Below are 15,857 nucleotides of genomic sequence, written 5' to 3'. Positions count from 1 at the left end.
TTTACCTATTTTTCGAACAGCATTTTAGTAATGAAATCCTTCTCTCCTTTCCCTCTCGCCGGGGAATACTCTCTTCCGTAGAAAATAATCTGCAGGTGAAGCTTGTTCCAGACTTCTTCAGGAAATATGGCTTTAGCATCTTTCTCGGTTTCCACGACGTTTTTCCCGGAAGTAAGCTTCCACAGTGTCATCAGCCTGTGAATGTGCGTATCCACCGGAAAAGCAGGAAATCCAAAGCCCTGGCTCATTACCACAGAAGCCGTTTTATGACCTACTCCCGGCAGTGCTTCCAGTTCTTCATAGGTCTGGGGAACAATACCGTCATGTCTTTCCAGTAAAAGTTCAGCCATTCTTTTAAGGTTTTTAGCCTTGGTATTGGAAAGCCCGATTTCTTTGATCAGTTCTTTGATCTGAAATTCTTCAAGTTTGGCCATTCTTTGCGGAGTTCCTGCCACAGCGAAAAGATCGGGAGTTACCTGGTTTACTTTTTTATCCGTGGTCTGTGCAGAAAGTGCGACAGCTACCATAAGGGTGTAAGGATCGGTATGATCCAGCGGAATGGGTGTGGTAGGATATAATTTATCCAATTCTATCTGAACGAGCTCCGCTCTTTGCTTTTTTGTCATGTAACCATTAAATTTGAACAAAATTAAATCATTATGCTGAAAGTTGGAGATAAATTACCTGAATTTGAAGGAACAAATCAGGACAGGGAAACCGTAACCTCATCAAAGCTGATCGGAAAGAAATTAGTCGTGTTCTTTTACCCTCAGGCCAATACGCCTACCTGTACCGTGGAAGCCTGCAACCTGAGCGACAACTATACGAAGCTTAAAAAAGCCGGATTCCAGCTGCTTGGCGTAAGCGGAGACACGGTAAAGAAGCAGAAGAACTTTCACAGTAAATTTGCATTTCCTTATGACCTTATTGCCGACGAAAACCACGATGTGATTGAGAAATTCGGGGTGTGGCAGGAAAAGAAAACATTCGGAAAAACCTATATGGGCATTGTAAGAACCACCTTTATTTTTGATGAAAAAGGGATCTGCACAAGAGTGATAGAGAAGGTAACGTCCAAAACAGCGGCAGAACAGATTCTGGAGGGATAGGTTAAAGGGTTGGAAGCCGGAAGAGCGATGATGGAAGTACCATCGGGCATTATTTTAAAGGGTCATCATAGACTATGATAACGTAGACTTAAAAAACGATAAAGTTGGTGTTGCAGCTATACGTCGATCTCAATAGCTTCTCTCTTCCGGCTTCGGACTTCCGAGACTAAAATTTATTTCGTTTCAAAATACATCAGCTCTTCATCATCATCCGGAAGAGTAACGTAGTGTTTGAATTCAAGTCCTAGTTTCTGAATCAGTTTCTGGGAAGGGAAATTATCTTTTGAAGTGATGGCAGAGATCTTTTTCAGTCCAAATTTGTCCATCCCAATCGATTTTACTTTCAGGGCTGCTTCATAGGCATATCCTTTGCCTTCAAATTCTTCCAGCAGGGAAAATCCTATATCCACCACATCCAGTCCTTCCCTTTCAAAGATTCCTACACCTCCTATTTTTTCACCCGTATCTTTAGTAACCACCAGGAAGTTTCCGTAGCCTAATCTTTCGAACTGCTCCATAAACCTGTTTCTGATATAGTTCTCCGCATCAGCAACCGATTTGATATTACGGTCTCCAATGTATTTGATAAAGCTGGGTCTGTTGTAAAGATCAAAAATAAAGTCTTTGTCTTCCGGAGACATCGGCTGAAGGATCAGTCGTTCTGTTTCGTAAACGTTATTTTCGTTTGGCTGGTTTTTTAGGCTCATCTTTTGGTTCTTCTTTTTTCTGAATTTTTAAAAGCCGTGGATTATTGGGGCATTTTTTATTGTAAAGCTCAATATAGGTGCCGTTGTCCTTTGCATTGGAAACAGCGCCTGTAGCCTTATTTACCGTTAAAGTAAAATGCGTTTTCTGGTAAGGACATTCTTTGGAAGTAAGCTTTCCCAGATCAAGATAATAATGGGCTGCATCTTCATAATAATTTCCTGCAACATCCTTAAATTCCTCATCTACCATATATCCGTCAGCAGTCAGTATGATCGCCGCTTCTTCTGCATTGTCTGCTTTCCCTACAAACTTCCTGAGACCTTCAAGATCTGTAACATAGTTTATTTTTCCCCCTGCAGCATATGCGATGTAGTAAAAGCTGTCCTCTTCCGGAAACAGATCAAATCCTGAAAACTGTGGAACATAATCCGTTTTCCCCCCTGATATTTTAATCTCCTGATTTTTTCCGTAGCTGTTATGAACCAGCACCCAGGAATCTACCCTGTCATTGGGAATAATCTGCTGTAAGATATTGGGAATACCGGAAAAATTTTTCTTTTTCTGAGCGTATCCTAAGAATCCCAGAAGAAGAAATATAAGCGTTGCAGATCGTATGGCGGTTTTCATCATAATTCAAAAATCAGTAGAAAGATACCCCTATTTTACATGAATTTATCTCCTTTCTTGAAACTTTTCAGCTCAAGAACATAGTCTTTGATCAGCTGATCGTTGTCTCTGGGACATATCAGCAGTGCTTTATCCGTGTCTACCACAATAAAATCTTCAAGTCCGTCGATGATAACAGCCTTGTTATTGTTTTTCAGGCGGATAATATTTCCTTTAGAATTGTAATTCAGGAAATGCTTCAGTTTTACGGCATTTCCATCTTTATCTTTTTCTGTATTTTCATATACCGAAGTCCATGTTCCCAGGTCACTCCAACCCAGATCCGATGGAATTACGTACACATTTTTTGCTTTTTCAAGGATTCCGTTGTCGATAGAAATTTTCTGAACCTTTGGGTAGATCGTTTCGATGCAGCTGTTTTCCTTTGCAGAATTATATTCGCAGGCCATGAAATGCTGCATCATCTCCGGAAGATAAAGCTCAAATGCATGGTGGATACTTTTCACATTCCAGATAAATATCCCTGCATTCCACAGGAAATCCCCACTTTCCAGGAAGCTCTGAGCGATTTCAAGGATGGGTTTTTCCGTAAAGGTTTTTACTTTGAAATAATCTGAACCTTTCTTTTCTACAAACTGAATGTATCCGTATCCGGTATCAGGCCTTGTAGGCGTAATTCCCAGGGTTACCAGATAATCATTCTTCGCTGCAAGATCGAAAGCAAGTTCTACTTTCTCCAGGAATATATCTTCTTTTAAGATCAAATGATCTGCCGGAAGTACAACCATGGTTGCATCCGGATTAATCTCAGCAATCTTGTTGGCCATATACAGATTACAAGCCGCTGTATTTTTCATCAGAGGTTCGCCCACAATATTTTCTTCAGGAATTTCCGGAAGCTGCTGGTGGGAAAGCGCAACGTATTCTTTATTCGTGATGACGAATATCTGCTCTTTAGGAATGATACGGCTGATTCTGTCATAAGTCTGCTGAATCATCGTACGCCCGGTTCCTAAAATATCCTGAAACTGTTTTGGAAATTTCTGTGTACTCATAGGCCAGAACCGGCTCCCGATTCCTCCTGCCATAATAACACAGTATCTATCTGATTTTAACATTCTTGCCTACATTTTTCAACCCTAGCCAGAGGCTTGAAAGAATACTTCCTTCCCGTAGCCAGATTCTTACAAAGATAGTTTTTTTTAATCAGACCTTCTAATAAATACTTCTCGTTCCGATATATAAAAAATTCTCCTTTTTGAAGTTCTTCTATAAAATTCAGTCTATCGTCTTCTTTCTCAGTATGAAAATATCTTACAAGATCCGGGCTGGCCATGAAATTGGCTTTCGGAGATTTTGAAAACCGGATGATGATGGGCCTCAGATCTTCGTCATAGATTTCAATACTTTCCAGAAGCATATTTCTGAAGGTTTCTTTCCATTCGTTGCCATGCGGCGATATTCTCCGTCCGTATTTTTCAAAGGCGATCAGATGAGCCAGCTCATGCGTAAGCACAAAGAAAAAAAGCGGCGGAGTCAATGTTGAATTCACCGTTATTTCATGGGAGTTATCAGGAAGTTTTCTGTAATCTCCCAGTTTGGAATTGCGGCTGCGTGTAACTTTAATGTGAATAAAGTAATCTGCAAACCAAACCCTTAGGTATTTTAATGTATTTTGAGGTAAGTATTTTTCTAATGACTGAATAGACATTTTACAAAGTTAATGGAATTCCCGAATAGAAATTCAGCAGTTTAAGACTGAAAAGATAATTATATTTTGCCTGAGCCACTGATCCCTGAGCATTTGCATAATTATTTCGGGCGACATTCACATCATAGATCGTAGACCTTCCTGCTGTATAGCTCTTATCAGCAAATTCCAAGGCGAGTTTCGTACTTTTCTCCGTTTCCACTGCAGAAAGGAATGTTTCATAATTGGCATCAGCATCAAACTGGGCTTTCTGAACATTCTGTCTTACCGTATTTTTCTGCTGCTCCAACGTATTTTTGGCCACACTCTGGTTAATTTTAGACTGCTCTACCTGCAATCTTGTAATTCCTTTATTGAAAATAGGTACGTTCAGGGAAAGCCCTACATTCTGTCCGAAATTATCTTTATACTGCCGGAAAAAAGAGGGATCATTCACAATATTCCCCAGCTGGTCATAGCTTTTATTAAGCATATTGTTATAGAACGAAGAAAGGCCTGCGCTTGCGGTCAATGTCGGCCAGAATCCAGTTCTGGTTACTTCCGTCTGCGCTTCAGCAGAGTGGATTCTGCTTTCTGCGGCTTTTATCTGCGGCTGGTTCTCATAAGCCGTAGCCAGAACATCATCAACGGATTTAAGCTGGGAAGGCAGTGTTTCTCCTACCGCCACATCTTCTACATCAAATCCTTTATATTCAGGAAGCTGTAAAAGCTGAACGATAGCAAATAAAGCTCTTCCTACATTGATCTCTGCGGTTTTAAGGTTTTGCTTTTCCCTTGCCAGTGCTGCTTCAGCCTCGGCAAGAATCGTCTGTGCAGTAGTTCCTACCTGAGTAGTTATTTTTGCCCTGTCGTATTGTTTCTGGGCATTTTCTACAGCACTTTGCGAGATCTTTACAATTTCCTTATTCAGGAGAACCGTAAGGTACTGCTGTGCAATCTGAAGAGAAATATCATTTTTGATGGTTTCTATATCATATTGGCTGGCTTCTACATCAAACTGAATCTTTCTGATGTTTTTTTCCAGTCTTCCGTTATTGTAAATCAGAACATCTGTTCCCACGTTCGCACTGTTATTGAACCTGTCATTCCTGATACTTCCCGTACCCAATGGAAGCTGCCCGAAACTCACAGAGTTGGACATTCCGGCTGATACAGAAGGCAGATATTCTTTTCTGGCCATTTTTAGGTTAGAATCCTGGATCTGTTTAGAGTATTGATTTTGGATGACCTGGAGATTATGCTCTACCGCATAGTCTACACATTCTCTTAAGGACCATTTTTTCTGAGCGCTTAGTCCCAGACAACTTAATCCAAAAACGATAATCCAAACTTTTTTCATATTAATAATTTTCAATATTAGACGAGCCAAATATAAAAAAGTTACAGTTTTAAAAATTAATATTTCTTTTTAAAAAACTTTTATGAATTTTGCATCATGACAAATGGACAATATCAGGAAGCTGTAGACTGGCTGTTCGTGCAGGCTCCCAACTATCAGATCGATGGCCTGAAGGCCTATAAACCGGGATTAGACAATATTACAAAACTTTGTGACTTCTTTGGAAATCCCCAGGAAAAGATACAATGCATCCACATTGGAGGAACGAACGGAAAAGGGTCTTCCAGTAATATGCTGGCATCCGTACTTCAGGAAGCTGGCTATAAAGTAGGTCTGTACAATTCTCCGCACCTGATAGATTTTACCGAAAGAATCAAAGTGAACGGAAAAAACTGTGATAAAGACTTTGTTTTTAATTTTATCCGGAAACTAAAAACCCTTCCCGAAGATATCCTTCCTTCCTTTTTTGAGTTTACCACCATCATGGCTTTTGAATATTTTTACCAGCAAGAGGTAGATTTTGCCATCATTGAAGTAGGACTTGGAGGAAGACTGGATTCAACGAATATCATTACACCTCTCGTTGCTGCTATCACCAATGTACAGCTGGACCATCAGAATGTTTTAGGAGATACTATTGAGCAGATTGCGGCAGAAAAAGCAGGGATCATCAAACCTTCTGTTCCGGTAATTTCCGGAGACGAAAATGATTCGGTAAAAAATATCATCATACAGAAAGCGGCTGTTGAAAATGCTCCTTTTATCAACGCTACAGCAATCAGCACCAGTCTTGTTTCTGATCTGAAAGGAAATTACCAGCAGAAAAACATCCGGGTTGTGCTGGCATTGATTGAGCAATTAAGAAAATTAAACGTTTCTGTTTCTGATGAAAATGTTGAAAAAGGACTGCTGCATGTTCATCAAAATACAGGCTTTATCGGCCGCTGGTTTGAATTTTCAAAAGATCCGCTTACAATCTGCGATACCGGGCACAATCAGGCCGGACTTGAGTATGTATTTTCACAGCTGAATTCCATTGACCGTCACAAGCACGTTATTCTGGGATTTGTGAATGATAAAAAGATTGATGAAGTGATGACTCTTCTTCCTGAAAATTCCGAATTTTATTTTGCAAAACCCTCCATCCATAGGGGAAGACATCCGGAAGATTATGAAAATCTGCTCCAGGAAGCAAAAATTTCCTATAAAATTTTCAATTCTGTACAGGAAGCGTATCTTTCTGCAAAAGAGCGATGTACAAACGAAGAAATGATTTTTATAGGCGGAAGTAACTTTGTAGTTGGAGAATTTTTAGAAAAAAATTTGGAGTTTTCCGAATAAGTCGTATATTTGCACCACTCTAAACGAGAATATAAGTATAGAGGGTTCTTAGCTCAGTTGGTTCAGAGCATCTGGTTTACACCCAGAGGGTCGGGGGTTCGAATCCCTCAGGACCCACAAAAAAGGATACTGAAGCCTTTAAAAAAATTTCAGGGCTCTTAGCTCAGTTGGTTCAGAGCATCTGGTTTACACCCAGAGGGTCGGGGGTTCGAATCCCTCAGGGCCCACAAAATCTCTCAGGAAACTGGGAGATTTTTTTGTTTGAATATATCAGAATACAAAAAAGAATATTATTTCATATTTTTCAGAAGAAGCCCCAGCTTATACAGATCAAGATACCACAAATTAACCCCTCTCATTGATAATTTTCTCTTTAAGGTCTCCAAAGTCAGATCCCCTAAAAACAATCCAAATAAAGGCTTAAAAAGAAGTTTATTGTAGAGACGCACCAATTTTACTTCTGATAGTTTTGCCGCCAGATTTTTATCTTTCAGCATGGCAGCCAGGCTTTCTACAGACTCCCCTACCTTACCAAGATAAATACTGTTGGTTTCCAGATCGTTATTCAGTATTGGGTTGTCAATATGGTCAATTTTTATTTTTTCAGATTTCAGATCCATGGCAAAAAGAAGATCTTCATACCCATATTTTTGAAAAGCAGGATTGAAATACACTTTTTCAAAAACCTCTTTTTTGATGACAAAATTATTGGTCTGAAAACTTAAATAAGGTTTATTCAAACGGAAATCAAGCGGCAGATTCTCCCGTTCAACAGAAAACTTCCATCTTAGATAATGTTCATCATCCGGTGCAGATGCCGAAACATTTCTTCCGCCATAAATAGCATCGGTTTCAGGATGTTTCTGAATAAAGTCTGTATAATTTTTCAGGAAATTTTTTGAAGTAATTTTCCCATCACAATCCAGAAAAAGCAGATATTTCCCGGATGCGTATTTTTGAAAAAGATTCCGTATTCTGGATCTTCCGATGTTTTTTTCAAGAAAAATGAAGTTTTTAACCTCATTTTGAAGAATTTGATGACTGTTTTTATAGCTTTCATCCGAGGCATCATCAATCAAAATAATCTCAGCATCGATTCCATTACTTCCGATCTCCTTTTTTAAATCGGAAACAAGTCCGCGGACATCAAAATTGTATACAGGAATACATACTGACAGCAACATTATAATTGGATTTTTTCAACAATCTTCCGGACACTCAGTTCTTCAAGACACGCCCAGTCCCCACGGTAGCATTCCTTGTCCCCAAAAACAGAACATGGCCTGCAGGTAAGGTCTTTCACCTGAACCACATCATCTTCACTCTGGCCAAAGCCTAAAAATCCGGCAAACGGATGCGTTGCTCCCCAAACCGATACACAGCGGGTTCCCATAAGGCTTGCAAGGTGCATATTGGCAGAATCCATAGAGATCATTAATTCCAGCTCTGAGATTTTACGGAGCTCTTCGGAAAGGTTTAATTTTCCGGAAAGACTTTCGGTATTCGGAATTTCACTGGCCCATTTTTCCAGGGTTTCCGTCTCTTTCTTCCCGCCTCCGAAAAAGTATATGGTATATTTCTGTGCTAAAATTCTGGCCAGCTCATAAGATTTTTCCAAAGGAAGCATTTTTCCTTTGTGCTGTGCAAAAGGAGCCAGACCAATTCCTGATTTTTGTGCAGTAACAGGTCTCAGTTTGTGAGAAAGTTCAACTTTGAAGCCCATTGCCCTGAAAACATCGGCATAGCGCTCAACCGTTTTCTTTAGCTGTACTTTATGAAGATTCCAGACGTCCGTAAGTTCTTCTTTTTCTTCTTTTCCTTTGTTTATCTTAAAAACTTTCAGCCCTTTTCTTCTGTAGATTTTATCCAGGATTTTGGTCCGGATCACATCGTGGAGATTCGCTATAAGATCCGGATTAAATTCCTTGATCAGTTCATTGGCCAGTCTTCTCAGTCCGAAGAAGCCTTTATATTCATCAAGATTAATTCCTTTAAATGTAACATTCGGAATATCAGCAAATAAGCCCTCAAAATTCTTTCTGGAAACCATGACAATTTCCACATCAGGATTTTGCTCCAGAAATTCTCTGAAGACAGGAGCCGTCATTGCGACATCGCCGAAAGCTGAAAAACGATATGCTAAAATTCTGGTCACGGCTAAGATTTTAGCTGGTAGGCAACTGCGTAAAACTTGATTTGTTTGGTCATCGCCATTAATCCGTTTGCTCTGGACGGCGAAAGAAATTCCTGAAGTCCTATTTCTCCGATGAATTCAAAATCAGAATCCAGAATTTCCTGTGTAGAATGACCGCTGTAAATACTTACCAACAGAGAAACAATTCCTTTGGGAAGAATTCCATCCGAGTCGGCATCAAAAAAAAGCTTACCCTCTTTGAATTCGGCATCAATCCAAACTTTACTCTGGCAGCCCTTGATTAGATTATCATCTGTCTTTCTGTCCTCAGGAAGGCCCTTCAGCTCTTTCCCAAGATCTATAATGTATTCATACTTCTGTTCCCAGTCATCAAGAAACGCAAATTCGTCGATTATATCCTGCTGTTTTTCCTTAATGGTCATGTTTTTTAACAAATTTTAATGCAAAGATAACCATTTTTGTAAAGATTATTTATTCTGATGCTTTTTCAAAAACTTTCAGCAGTTTTATTTCCTCATTTTCCCAGCAGAGAAATTCCGAGGCTTTTTCAAGTTCTTCCAGATAGCCCGTTCTCCCCTTGCTCAAAACTTTTTTTACTGCTTGTGCAATATTTTCCGGCTGATGATCTTTAATAATCTCTCCTATATCAAACTGATTTTTGATGTTCCGCATCTCCGGAAGATCCGAAAGTACCAGCGGAACCCGGCATTGGATACAGTCCAGAACCTTGTTTGGAAGTGAATACAGGTAGCTGTCGCCTCCATTTTCTTCGATACTCATTCCGGCATCGGCCGTTAATGTAATATTCCTCAGATCATCCGGTTTTAATTTTCCTAAAAACTGTACTTTCTGTTCAAGGTTTTCTTTAATGACAAGATCTTCATATTCTTTTTTTCTGGGCCCGTCCCCTGCTATTTTTAAAATCACCCCGTCAAGATGATGCATCGCCAGAATAGCCTTATCAATCCCCCGGAAAGGATTAATCGCTCCCTGATATAAAAATATTTTTGGGTTATTATCAGGAATCTGCATCTCAAAATCCAGCTTTCTCTGTGCATTTTGGACCACAACAGGATGTACTCCGTACTTCTTTTGGAACCATTTTGCATAGCTTTCGCTTGCCGTGATCATCAATTTTATCTGGGGAACAATCTTTTTTTCTAGTGATCTCCACAATTTTTGTGACATTTTGCCTTGAATTGCAGGCATTTCTGAAAAAATTTCATGACTGTCAAAAACCAAAGGAATATTCAGTTTTTTAGCGATCAGATAATTGGGAAGCAGCGCATCTATATCATTGGCATGAAGAATAGTATGCTGATCCGCTTTCTTTTTTAACTGCTGATACAGCTTCCAGTTAAATTCAAAATAAGCGGTCTTTAAACTTTTAGAGATTAAATGTATTCTGGAAAATGGGTAAGGCCGTTCCATATTTTCTGCGCCATTCCAGTCATTACCAATCAGTTCGAGCTGATATCCGTTCTCATAAAGGGTCCGGCAAACCTTTTCTATACGCTGATCCGTATATAAATTACTGAAAGCAGAGGTAATGATCTTTTTCCTCATTATGCTTTCTTTCCAGCCAGCAAATGATAGACCTGAATAAGGCAGATCAGTCCGTTCGGAATGATAACCGGCCACAGCAAACCATTAAAAATGCCATAAATGACAAAGCAGATACAGCCTATCATATTGACAATTCTGATTTTTCTTATATCTTTCAGTATGAAGCTCAGTACAATGAAAACTGAAGCGGAATATCCGATATAAGTAGTAATTTCGGGATTCATGGGAAAATTTTAAAGGATCACAAACTTAATCATTTTCAATAAGATAATAAAATTTTTTCTGCCATAAAGTCATTAATTGATTTTTGGTAAAATATTTGTAATTTAGATAATGAATAAATGGCGCTGTTGCTTTTTATTCTAATGAGATATATTATGGACTATAAGTTTTCACAAGGTTTGAGCCAGGTGTTCAAACAAAGCAAAAGCGAAGCTAAAAGGCTGAAAAGTGAATTTCTCAATACAGAACATCTACTTTTAGGTATTATAAAAACAGAAAACTCTGCAAAAGAAATCCTTCAAAACCTTAATGCGGATTTAACACAAATCAGAAGAAAAATTGAAACTTTAAATACAGCGAGTCTAAATCCTATTTCTGAAGAGGTTACCAATATTTCCTTCACGAAGATGGCAGATCATGCCATCAAGCGTGCAGAACTGGAATGCAGACAGTATAAAAGCAATGAAATTAATACCGTTCATCTGCTTTTAGGCATTCTTTATAAATATGAGGACCCTACTTCAAATATTCTGGGAGCTTACGACATCGATTATGAAGGAGTTTCAAAAGAATACCAGACGATGCTTAAAAATTCCGGGCAGGCACCACAAAACAGTGCTTATGATGATGACGATGACAGAGAGGAATTTGAGCAGATGAGGAAGCCTTCCGGAAATCTGGGTTCTGCAAAAAGTAAAACTCCTACACTGGATAACTTTGGCAGGGACCTGACTTCTTTGGCAAGAGACGGAAAACTGGATCCTGTAATTGGCCGTGAAAAAGAAATTGAACGTGTTTCTCAGATCTTATCACGAAGAAAGAAAAACAACCCTCTTCTTATTGGTGAACCGGGAGTTGGTAAATCTGCCATTGCAGAAGGACTGGCTTTAAGAATTCAGCAGAAGAAAGTGTCCAGAGTTCTTTACGGAAAACGTGTGATCACACTGGATCTGGCCAGTTTAGTGGCCGGAACGAAATACCGTGGTCAGTTTGAAGAAAGAATGAAGGCCATCATGACGGAGCTGGAGAAAAACAGAGATGTCATCCTGTTCATTGATGAGCTTCACACCATTGTAGGTGCAGGAAGTTCTACAGGAAGTCTGGATGCATCCAATATGTTCAAACCGGCCCTGGCAAGAGGTGAAATTCAATGCATCGGGGCTACTACGCTGGATGAGTACCGTCAGTACATCGAGAAGGACGGCGCTTTGGAAAGAAGATTCCAGAAAGTAATGGTAGAACCTACCAATATTGAGGAAACCATTCAGATCCTGAACCAGATTAAAGATAAGTATGAAGAGCACCACAATGTAGTGTATACTCCGGAAGCAATTCTGGCGTGTGTGAACCTGACATCGAGATATATTACAGACCGTTTCTTACCGGACAAGGCTATTGATGCCATGGATGAAGCAGGTTCAAGGGTGTATATCAAGAATATGAAAGTTCCTACTGAGATCATTGATTTTGAGAAAAAAATCGAGGATATCAAAGAAATGAAGCAGAAAGCCGTAAAAGCTCAGGATTATCTTGAAGCCAGAAAGCTGAAAGATGAAGAAGAACGTCTTCAGATGGAACTGAATGCTGCCCAGGATAAGTGGGATAAAGATGTAAAAGAGAAAAAAGAAACCGTAACGGAAGAAAATGTAGCGGAAGTGGTTTCTATGATGAGCGGCGTTCCGGTAACCAAAGTCGGTAAAAATGAGCTTGATAAACTCGCTCAGATGGATGATAAACTGAACGGAAAAGTAATCGGTCAGGAAGACGCTGTGAAGAAAGTGGTGAAAGCCATTCAGAGAAACAGAGCTGGTCTTAAAGATCCGAACCGTCCAATTGGTACCTTTATCTTCCTTGGAACCACCGGGGTTGGTAAAACCGAGCTTGCCAAAGTAATGGCAAGAGAGCTTTTCGAATCTGATGAGTCTCTGATCCGAATTGACATGAGTGAATACATGGAAAAATTTGCGGTTTCAAGATTGGTTGGTGCGCCTCCGGGATACGTAGGATACGAAGAAGGCGGACAATTAACGGAAGCGGTAAGAAGAAAACCTTATGCTGTGGTTCTTCTGGATGAGATCGAGAAAGCTCACCCTGATGTATTCAATATCCTGTTGCAGATTCTGGATGAAGGTCACGTTACAGACAGTTTAGGAAGAAAAATCGACTTTAGAAATACGATTATCATCCTTACTTCAAACATCGGAACAAGAGATCTTAAAGACTTCGGAGATGGTGTAGGTTTCGGAACTTCAGCGAAGAAAACAACTTCAGATACAAGAGCAAGAAGTACAATTGAAAATGCCCTTAAAAAAGCATTTGCCCCGGAATTCTTAAACAGAATTGACGATATTGTGATCTTCAACTCTCTTGTACAGGATGATATCAAGAGAATTATTGACATCGAACTGAACAAACTTTATGGCCGACTTGAAAAATTAGGATATAAAGTAGATTTAACTGAAGATGCGAAAAACTTTATTTCTGAAAAAGGATGGGATAAAGATTTCGGAGCAAGACCATTGAAAAGAGCGATCCAGAAATATATTGAAGACTTATTGGCAGAAATGCTGGTGAACAAGCAATTGAATGAAGGAGAAACTGTGGTTCTTGATCTCAATGAAACTAAAGACGGACTGATCGGAAAGACTTCAAAGCCGAAGAAAACGATTGAAAAATCTTCTCAGTCTTAAACAAATAATATCATTATAATGAAAGCACCGGAAATTCCGGTGCTTTTTTTGTTTTTCTAAGGTTTTGGCTAAAGCCGTTCCGAATATAGGCAAAAATAAAACGGGCTAAAGCCCGTTCCTATTGATATTTTTATTTTAACCACAGATTAATGCCCGCTATCTCCAGCAGGAAATTTAGCATAATATCATTGAAATAAATATCTGCATAAATAAAACGCAATTATCTGTGTAAATCCGTGAGATCCGTGGGAAATAAAAGTTAAAGCCCTACTACAAAGCCTATATTCGGAACGAGACCGCTGGAGAATATACTGGAGTTCTCTTTCCAAAGCACATTATACATCAATCCCAGCTGCATAAAAGAATTATTCCCGATTCTCTGCATATAGCCACCTCCAAGGTATAAAGCACTTTCCTCCTCATTCATTTTATAATCGTAATATTTGTCTTTATAATTGATAAAATAATGCTGGAAGTTTGCACTTACATAAAAAGTTCTTGCGATATAATAATTCAGAAACGGTCCCACCCCAAACATGGTTGAACGGTAGTAATCTGAAGTCTGCCAGGAAACACTTCCCACGACCCCTCCTTCAAGGTCTTCAGTAAGCTTGTAACCTACTCTGGGAGAAGCCTGTAAATAAAAAGAGCTCTGGCTTCCGAAGCCCACTCCGATTCCCCCTCCGAAAGTCCAGCGGTTGTTATTTTCCGGTGAAGCACCAATTGAAACCTGAGAAAATAGGGATCCCGAAATCAGTATAAATAAAGGAATAATAAACTTTTTCATATTAATATTGTTTTTATCGATGCTTAAAATTATGGTTTTTTTACGAATTTATTTAGTTGTATTTTTGCCGGGTCAAACTAAGAACTCCCGTTAAGAGTTTCGTAAAATTGAAATACAATGAAAGTAGTAGTAGGATTATCCGGAGGTGTAGACTCCAGTGTTACAGCATATTTGCTGCAACAGCAAGGCCATGAAGTGGTGGCTTTGTTTATGAGAAACTGGAATGATGCTTCGGTGACGCTTGAAGATGAATGTCCGTGGATTGAGGACAGCAATGATGCCCTGATGGTAGCCCAGAAGCTGGGAATTCCTTTTCAGGTGATCGATATGAGTGAGCTTTACAAAGAGCGCATCGTAGATTATATGTTCGATGAATATCAGAAAGGAAGAACTCCGAATCCTGATGTTTTATGCAACAGAGAAGTTAAATTTGATGTTTTCATGAAGACAGCCATGTCTTTGGGCGCTGATAAAGTGGCCACAGGACATTATGCACAGGTGAACTCAACATTTGACGAAAACGGAAAGGAAATTTTCCATCTTCTGGCCGGAAAAGACAACAATAAAGACCAGTCTTATTTCCTTTGTCAGCTGAGCCAGGATCAGTTATCAAAAGCGTTATTCCCAATTGGTGCACTCACCAAGCCGCAGGTAAGGGAAATTGCAAAAGAAATCGGGCTTGTGACGGCTGATAAAAAAGATTCTCAGGGACTGTGCTTCATCGGAAAGGTAAGTCTTCCCCAGTTTTTGCAGCAGCAGCTGGTTCCCAAAGAAGGAGAAATTGTGGAAATTTTCAAAGATTCTCCGCTATTTTCAGTGGAAAAGCCTGAATTTTCTTCAAAACAGGAAGAACTGGAATTTTTATCAAGGAAAATCAATTATAAAAAATCCGACGGAAAAGTGATCGGAAAGCATCAGGGTGCCCAGTTTTTCACGATCGGACAAAGCAAAGGGCTTGGTATAGGAGGCCATAAAGAAAGCTGTTTTATCATCTCCAGAGACATGGAAAACAACATTATTTTTGTGGGTGAAGGCCACAGTTCTCCGGGACTGCACAAAAAAGCCCTGAAAATGGATGCTTCAGAAGTACATTGGGTGCGTGAAGATATGAAACTGGAAAACGGAACATCAATGGAAGTAATGGCCAGGTTCAGATACAGACAGGCCTTGGAAAAAGCGGTTATTTACCAGTTTGAGGATGCATCTTATATTGAGTTTGATCAGCCTCAGTCTGCCATTGCAGAAGGACAGTTTGCCGCCTGGTATATCGGTGAAGAGCTGATTGGAAGCGGCGTGATTTCATAAATAAAAAATTTTGAAAGTTTTCTGTAACGTATTTTGACTTGTTAGACTTACTCAGTAAATAACAATAAAAAATATCACTATGAAAACGACTTCAAAAAACCAGTATGCTTTTGTGAATCAAATTTTAATAGCTTTTGCAGGTGCCGTTTTTGGCTTTAATCTTTATCAGGTCATTGTACATCAGGAAAGTACAAGCATTGCATTATCCCTTATTTTTGCTGTTGTAACTTCGGCGATGATCCGCAGATATAACAATGAAAAACAGAAAAATTAGATCATTTTAATTATATCAATAAA

Annotated in this window: 17 protein-coding genes and 2 tRNA genes; 7 read left to right on the top strand and 12 right to left on the bottom strand. The window is 39.4% G+C overall.

Annotated features, from left to right (window positions below; all coding sequences use genetic code 11):
• Positions 1-5: 5 nt before the first annotated feature.
• Positions 6-626: an endonuclease III domain-containing protein gene (locus JET18_RS12405; protein WP_202091449.1), complete on the bottom strand. Its 621-nt coding sequence runs from the start codon at positions 624-626 to the stop codon at positions 6-8.
• 33 nt (positions 627-659) lie between these two features.
• Between JET18_RS12405 and bcp the strand changes: the two genes are divergently transcribed.
• Positions 660-1,109, top strand: a complete 450-nt coding sequence (gene bcp / locus JET18_RS12400; protein ID WP_202091447.1) for a thioredoxin-dependent thiol peroxidase — start codon at positions 660-662, stop codon at positions 1,107-1,109.
• A 173-nt stretch (positions 1,110-1,282) separates the two neighbouring features.
• On the opposite strand, the gene JET18_RS12395 is transcribed toward bcp, so the two are convergent.
• The 5 genes from JET18_RS12395 to JET18_RS12375 are packed head-to-tail and all read right to left on the bottom strand — an operon-like array spanning position 1,283 to position 5,494.
• Positions 1,283-1,816 carry a GNAT family N-acetyltransferase gene (locus tag JET18_RS12395; RefSeq protein WP_202091445.1) on the bottom strand — a complete coding sequence of 178 codons (534 nt, stop codon included), beginning with the start codon at positions 1,814-1,816 and terminating at the stop codon, positions 1,283-1,285.
• Positions 1,785-2,447 carry a hypothetical protein gene (locus JET18_RS12390; RefSeq protein ID WP_202091443.1) on the bottom strand — a complete coding sequence of 221 codons (663 nt, stop codon included), beginning with the start codon at positions 2,445-2,447 and terminating at the stop codon, positions 1,785-1,787. The genes JET18_RS12395 and JET18_RS12390 overlap by 32 nt, the downstream gene beginning before the upstream one ends.
• A gap of 32 nt (positions 2,448-2,479) precedes the next feature.
• A complete protein-coding gene (locus JET18_RS12385; RefSeq protein WP_228728545.1) occupies positions 2,480-3,562 on the bottom strand; it encodes a mannose-1-phosphate guanylyltransferase in 1,083 nt (360 codons plus the stop codon).
• Positions 3,556-4,155: a SprT-like domain-containing protein gene (locus tag JET18_RS12380; RefSeq protein WP_202091441.1), complete on the bottom strand. Its 600-nt coding sequence runs from the start codon at positions 4,153-4,155 to the stop codon at positions 3,556-3,558. The genes JET18_RS12385 and JET18_RS12380 overlap by 7 nt, the downstream gene beginning before the upstream one ends.
• 1 nt (position 4,156) lies before the next feature.
• Positions 4,157-5,494 carry a TolC family protein gene (locus JET18_RS12375; RefSeq protein WP_202091439.1) on the bottom strand — a complete coding sequence of 446 codons (1,338 nt, stop codon included), beginning with the start codon at positions 5,492-5,494 and terminating at the stop codon, positions 4,157-4,159.
• Positions 5,495-5,590: 96 nt separating this feature from the next.
• Here JET18_RS12375 and JET18_RS12370 point away from each other — a divergent pair, with 96 nt between their 5' ends.
• The 3 genes from JET18_RS12370 to JET18_RS12360 all read left to right on the top strand — a co-directional run bounded on the left by JET18_RS12370 (position 5,591) and on the right by JET18_RS12360 (position 7,062).
• Positions 5,591-6,835, top strand: a complete 1,245-nt coding sequence (locus tag JET18_RS12370) for a bifunctional folylpolyglutamate synthase/dihydrofolate synthase (protein WP_202091437.1) — start codon at positions 5,591-5,593, stop codon at positions 6,833-6,835.
• A 42-nt stretch (positions 6,836-6,877) separates the two neighbouring features.
• Positions 6,878-6,952 (top strand) — tRNA-Val (locus JET18_RS12365).
• 35 nt (positions 6,953-6,987) lie between these two features.
• Positions 6,988-7,062: transfer RNA gene (locus JET18_RS12360), tRNA-Val, on the top strand.
• A 63-nt stretch (positions 7,063-7,125) separates the two neighbouring features.
• On the opposite strand, the gene JET18_RS12355 is transcribed toward JET18_RS12360, so the two are convergent.
• Genes JET18_RS12355 through JET18_RS12335 form a run of 5 tightly spaced genes read right to left on the bottom strand, consistent with a single transcriptional unit; the run spans position 7,126 to position 10,780 of the window.
• The gene (locus tag JET18_RS12355) at positions 7,126-8,019 is read right to left on the bottom strand and encodes a glycosyltransferase family 2 protein (protein ID WP_228728544.1); all 894 of its coding nucleotides are present in this window, start codon (positions 8,017-8,019) and stop codon (positions 7,126-7,128) included.
• A complete protein-coding gene (locus tag JET18_RS12350; RefSeq protein WP_317193255.1) occupies positions 8,019-8,990 on the bottom strand; it encodes a glycosyltransferase family 9 protein in 972 nt (323 codons plus the stop codon). The genes JET18_RS12355 and JET18_RS12350 overlap by 1 nt, the downstream gene beginning before the upstream one ends.
• 2 nt (positions 8,991-8,992) lie before the next feature.
• The gene (locus tag JET18_RS12345; RefSeq protein WP_202091435.1) at positions 8,993-9,412 is read right to left on the bottom strand and encodes a SufE family protein; all 420 of its coding nucleotides are present in this window, start codon (positions 9,410-9,412) and stop codon (positions 8,993-8,995) included.
• Positions 9,413-9,461: 49 nt separating this feature from the next.
• Complete coding sequence (locus JET18_RS12340; protein ID WP_202091433.1) at positions 9,462-10,556, bottom strand: glycosyltransferase family 4 protein; 1,095 nt, start codon at positions 10,554-10,556, stop codon at positions 9,462-9,464.
• Positions 10,556-10,780, bottom strand: a complete 225-nt coding sequence (locus JET18_RS12335) for a uroporphyrinogen decarboxylase (RefSeq protein WP_202091431.1) — start codon at positions 10,778-10,780, stop codon at positions 10,556-10,558. Before JET18_RS12335 ends, JET18_RS12340 begins: the two co-directional genes overlap by 1 nt.
• Before the next feature lie 153 nt (positions 10,781-10,933).
• Between JET18_RS12335 and JET18_RS12330 the strand changes: the two genes are divergently transcribed.
• Positions 10,934-13,468, top strand: coding sequence for an ATP-dependent Clp protease ATP-binding subunit (locus tag JET18_RS12330; protein ID WP_202091429.1), 2,535 nt, complete (start codon positions 10,934-10,936; stop codon positions 13,466-13,468).
• 259 nt (positions 13,469-13,727) lie between these two features.
• On the opposite strand, the gene JET18_RS12325 is transcribed toward JET18_RS12330, so the two are convergent.
• Positions 13,728-14,255: a hypothetical protein gene (locus JET18_RS12325; protein WP_202091427.1), complete on the bottom strand. Its 528-nt coding sequence runs from the start codon at positions 14,253-14,255 to the stop codon at positions 13,728-13,730.
• 117 nt (positions 14,256-14,372) lie between these two features.
• Here JET18_RS12325 and mnmA point away from each other — a divergent pair, with 117 nt between their 5' ends.
• Complete coding sequence (gene mnmA / locus JET18_RS12320) at positions 14,373-15,560, top strand: tRNA 2-thiouridine(34) synthase MnmA (protein ID WP_202091426.1); 1,188 nt, start codon at positions 14,373-14,375, stop codon at positions 15,558-15,560.
• A 79-nt stretch (positions 15,561-15,639) separates the two neighbouring features.
• The gene (locus JET18_RS12315; protein ID WP_202091424.1) at positions 15,640-15,834 is read left to right on the top strand and encodes a hypothetical protein; all 195 of its coding nucleotides are present in this window, start codon (positions 15,640-15,642) and stop codon (positions 15,832-15,834) included.
• The last annotated feature ends 23 nt before the right edge of the window (positions 15,835-15,857 follow it).

Origin of the sequence: Chryseobacterium endalhagicum (genome assembly GCF_016745235.1) — a bacterium.
GTDB lineage: Bacteria > Bacteroidota > Bacteroidia > Flavobacteriales > Weeksellaceae > Chryseobacterium > Chryseobacterium endalhagicum.
This window is presented reverse-complemented; position numbering and strand designations above follow the sequence as displayed.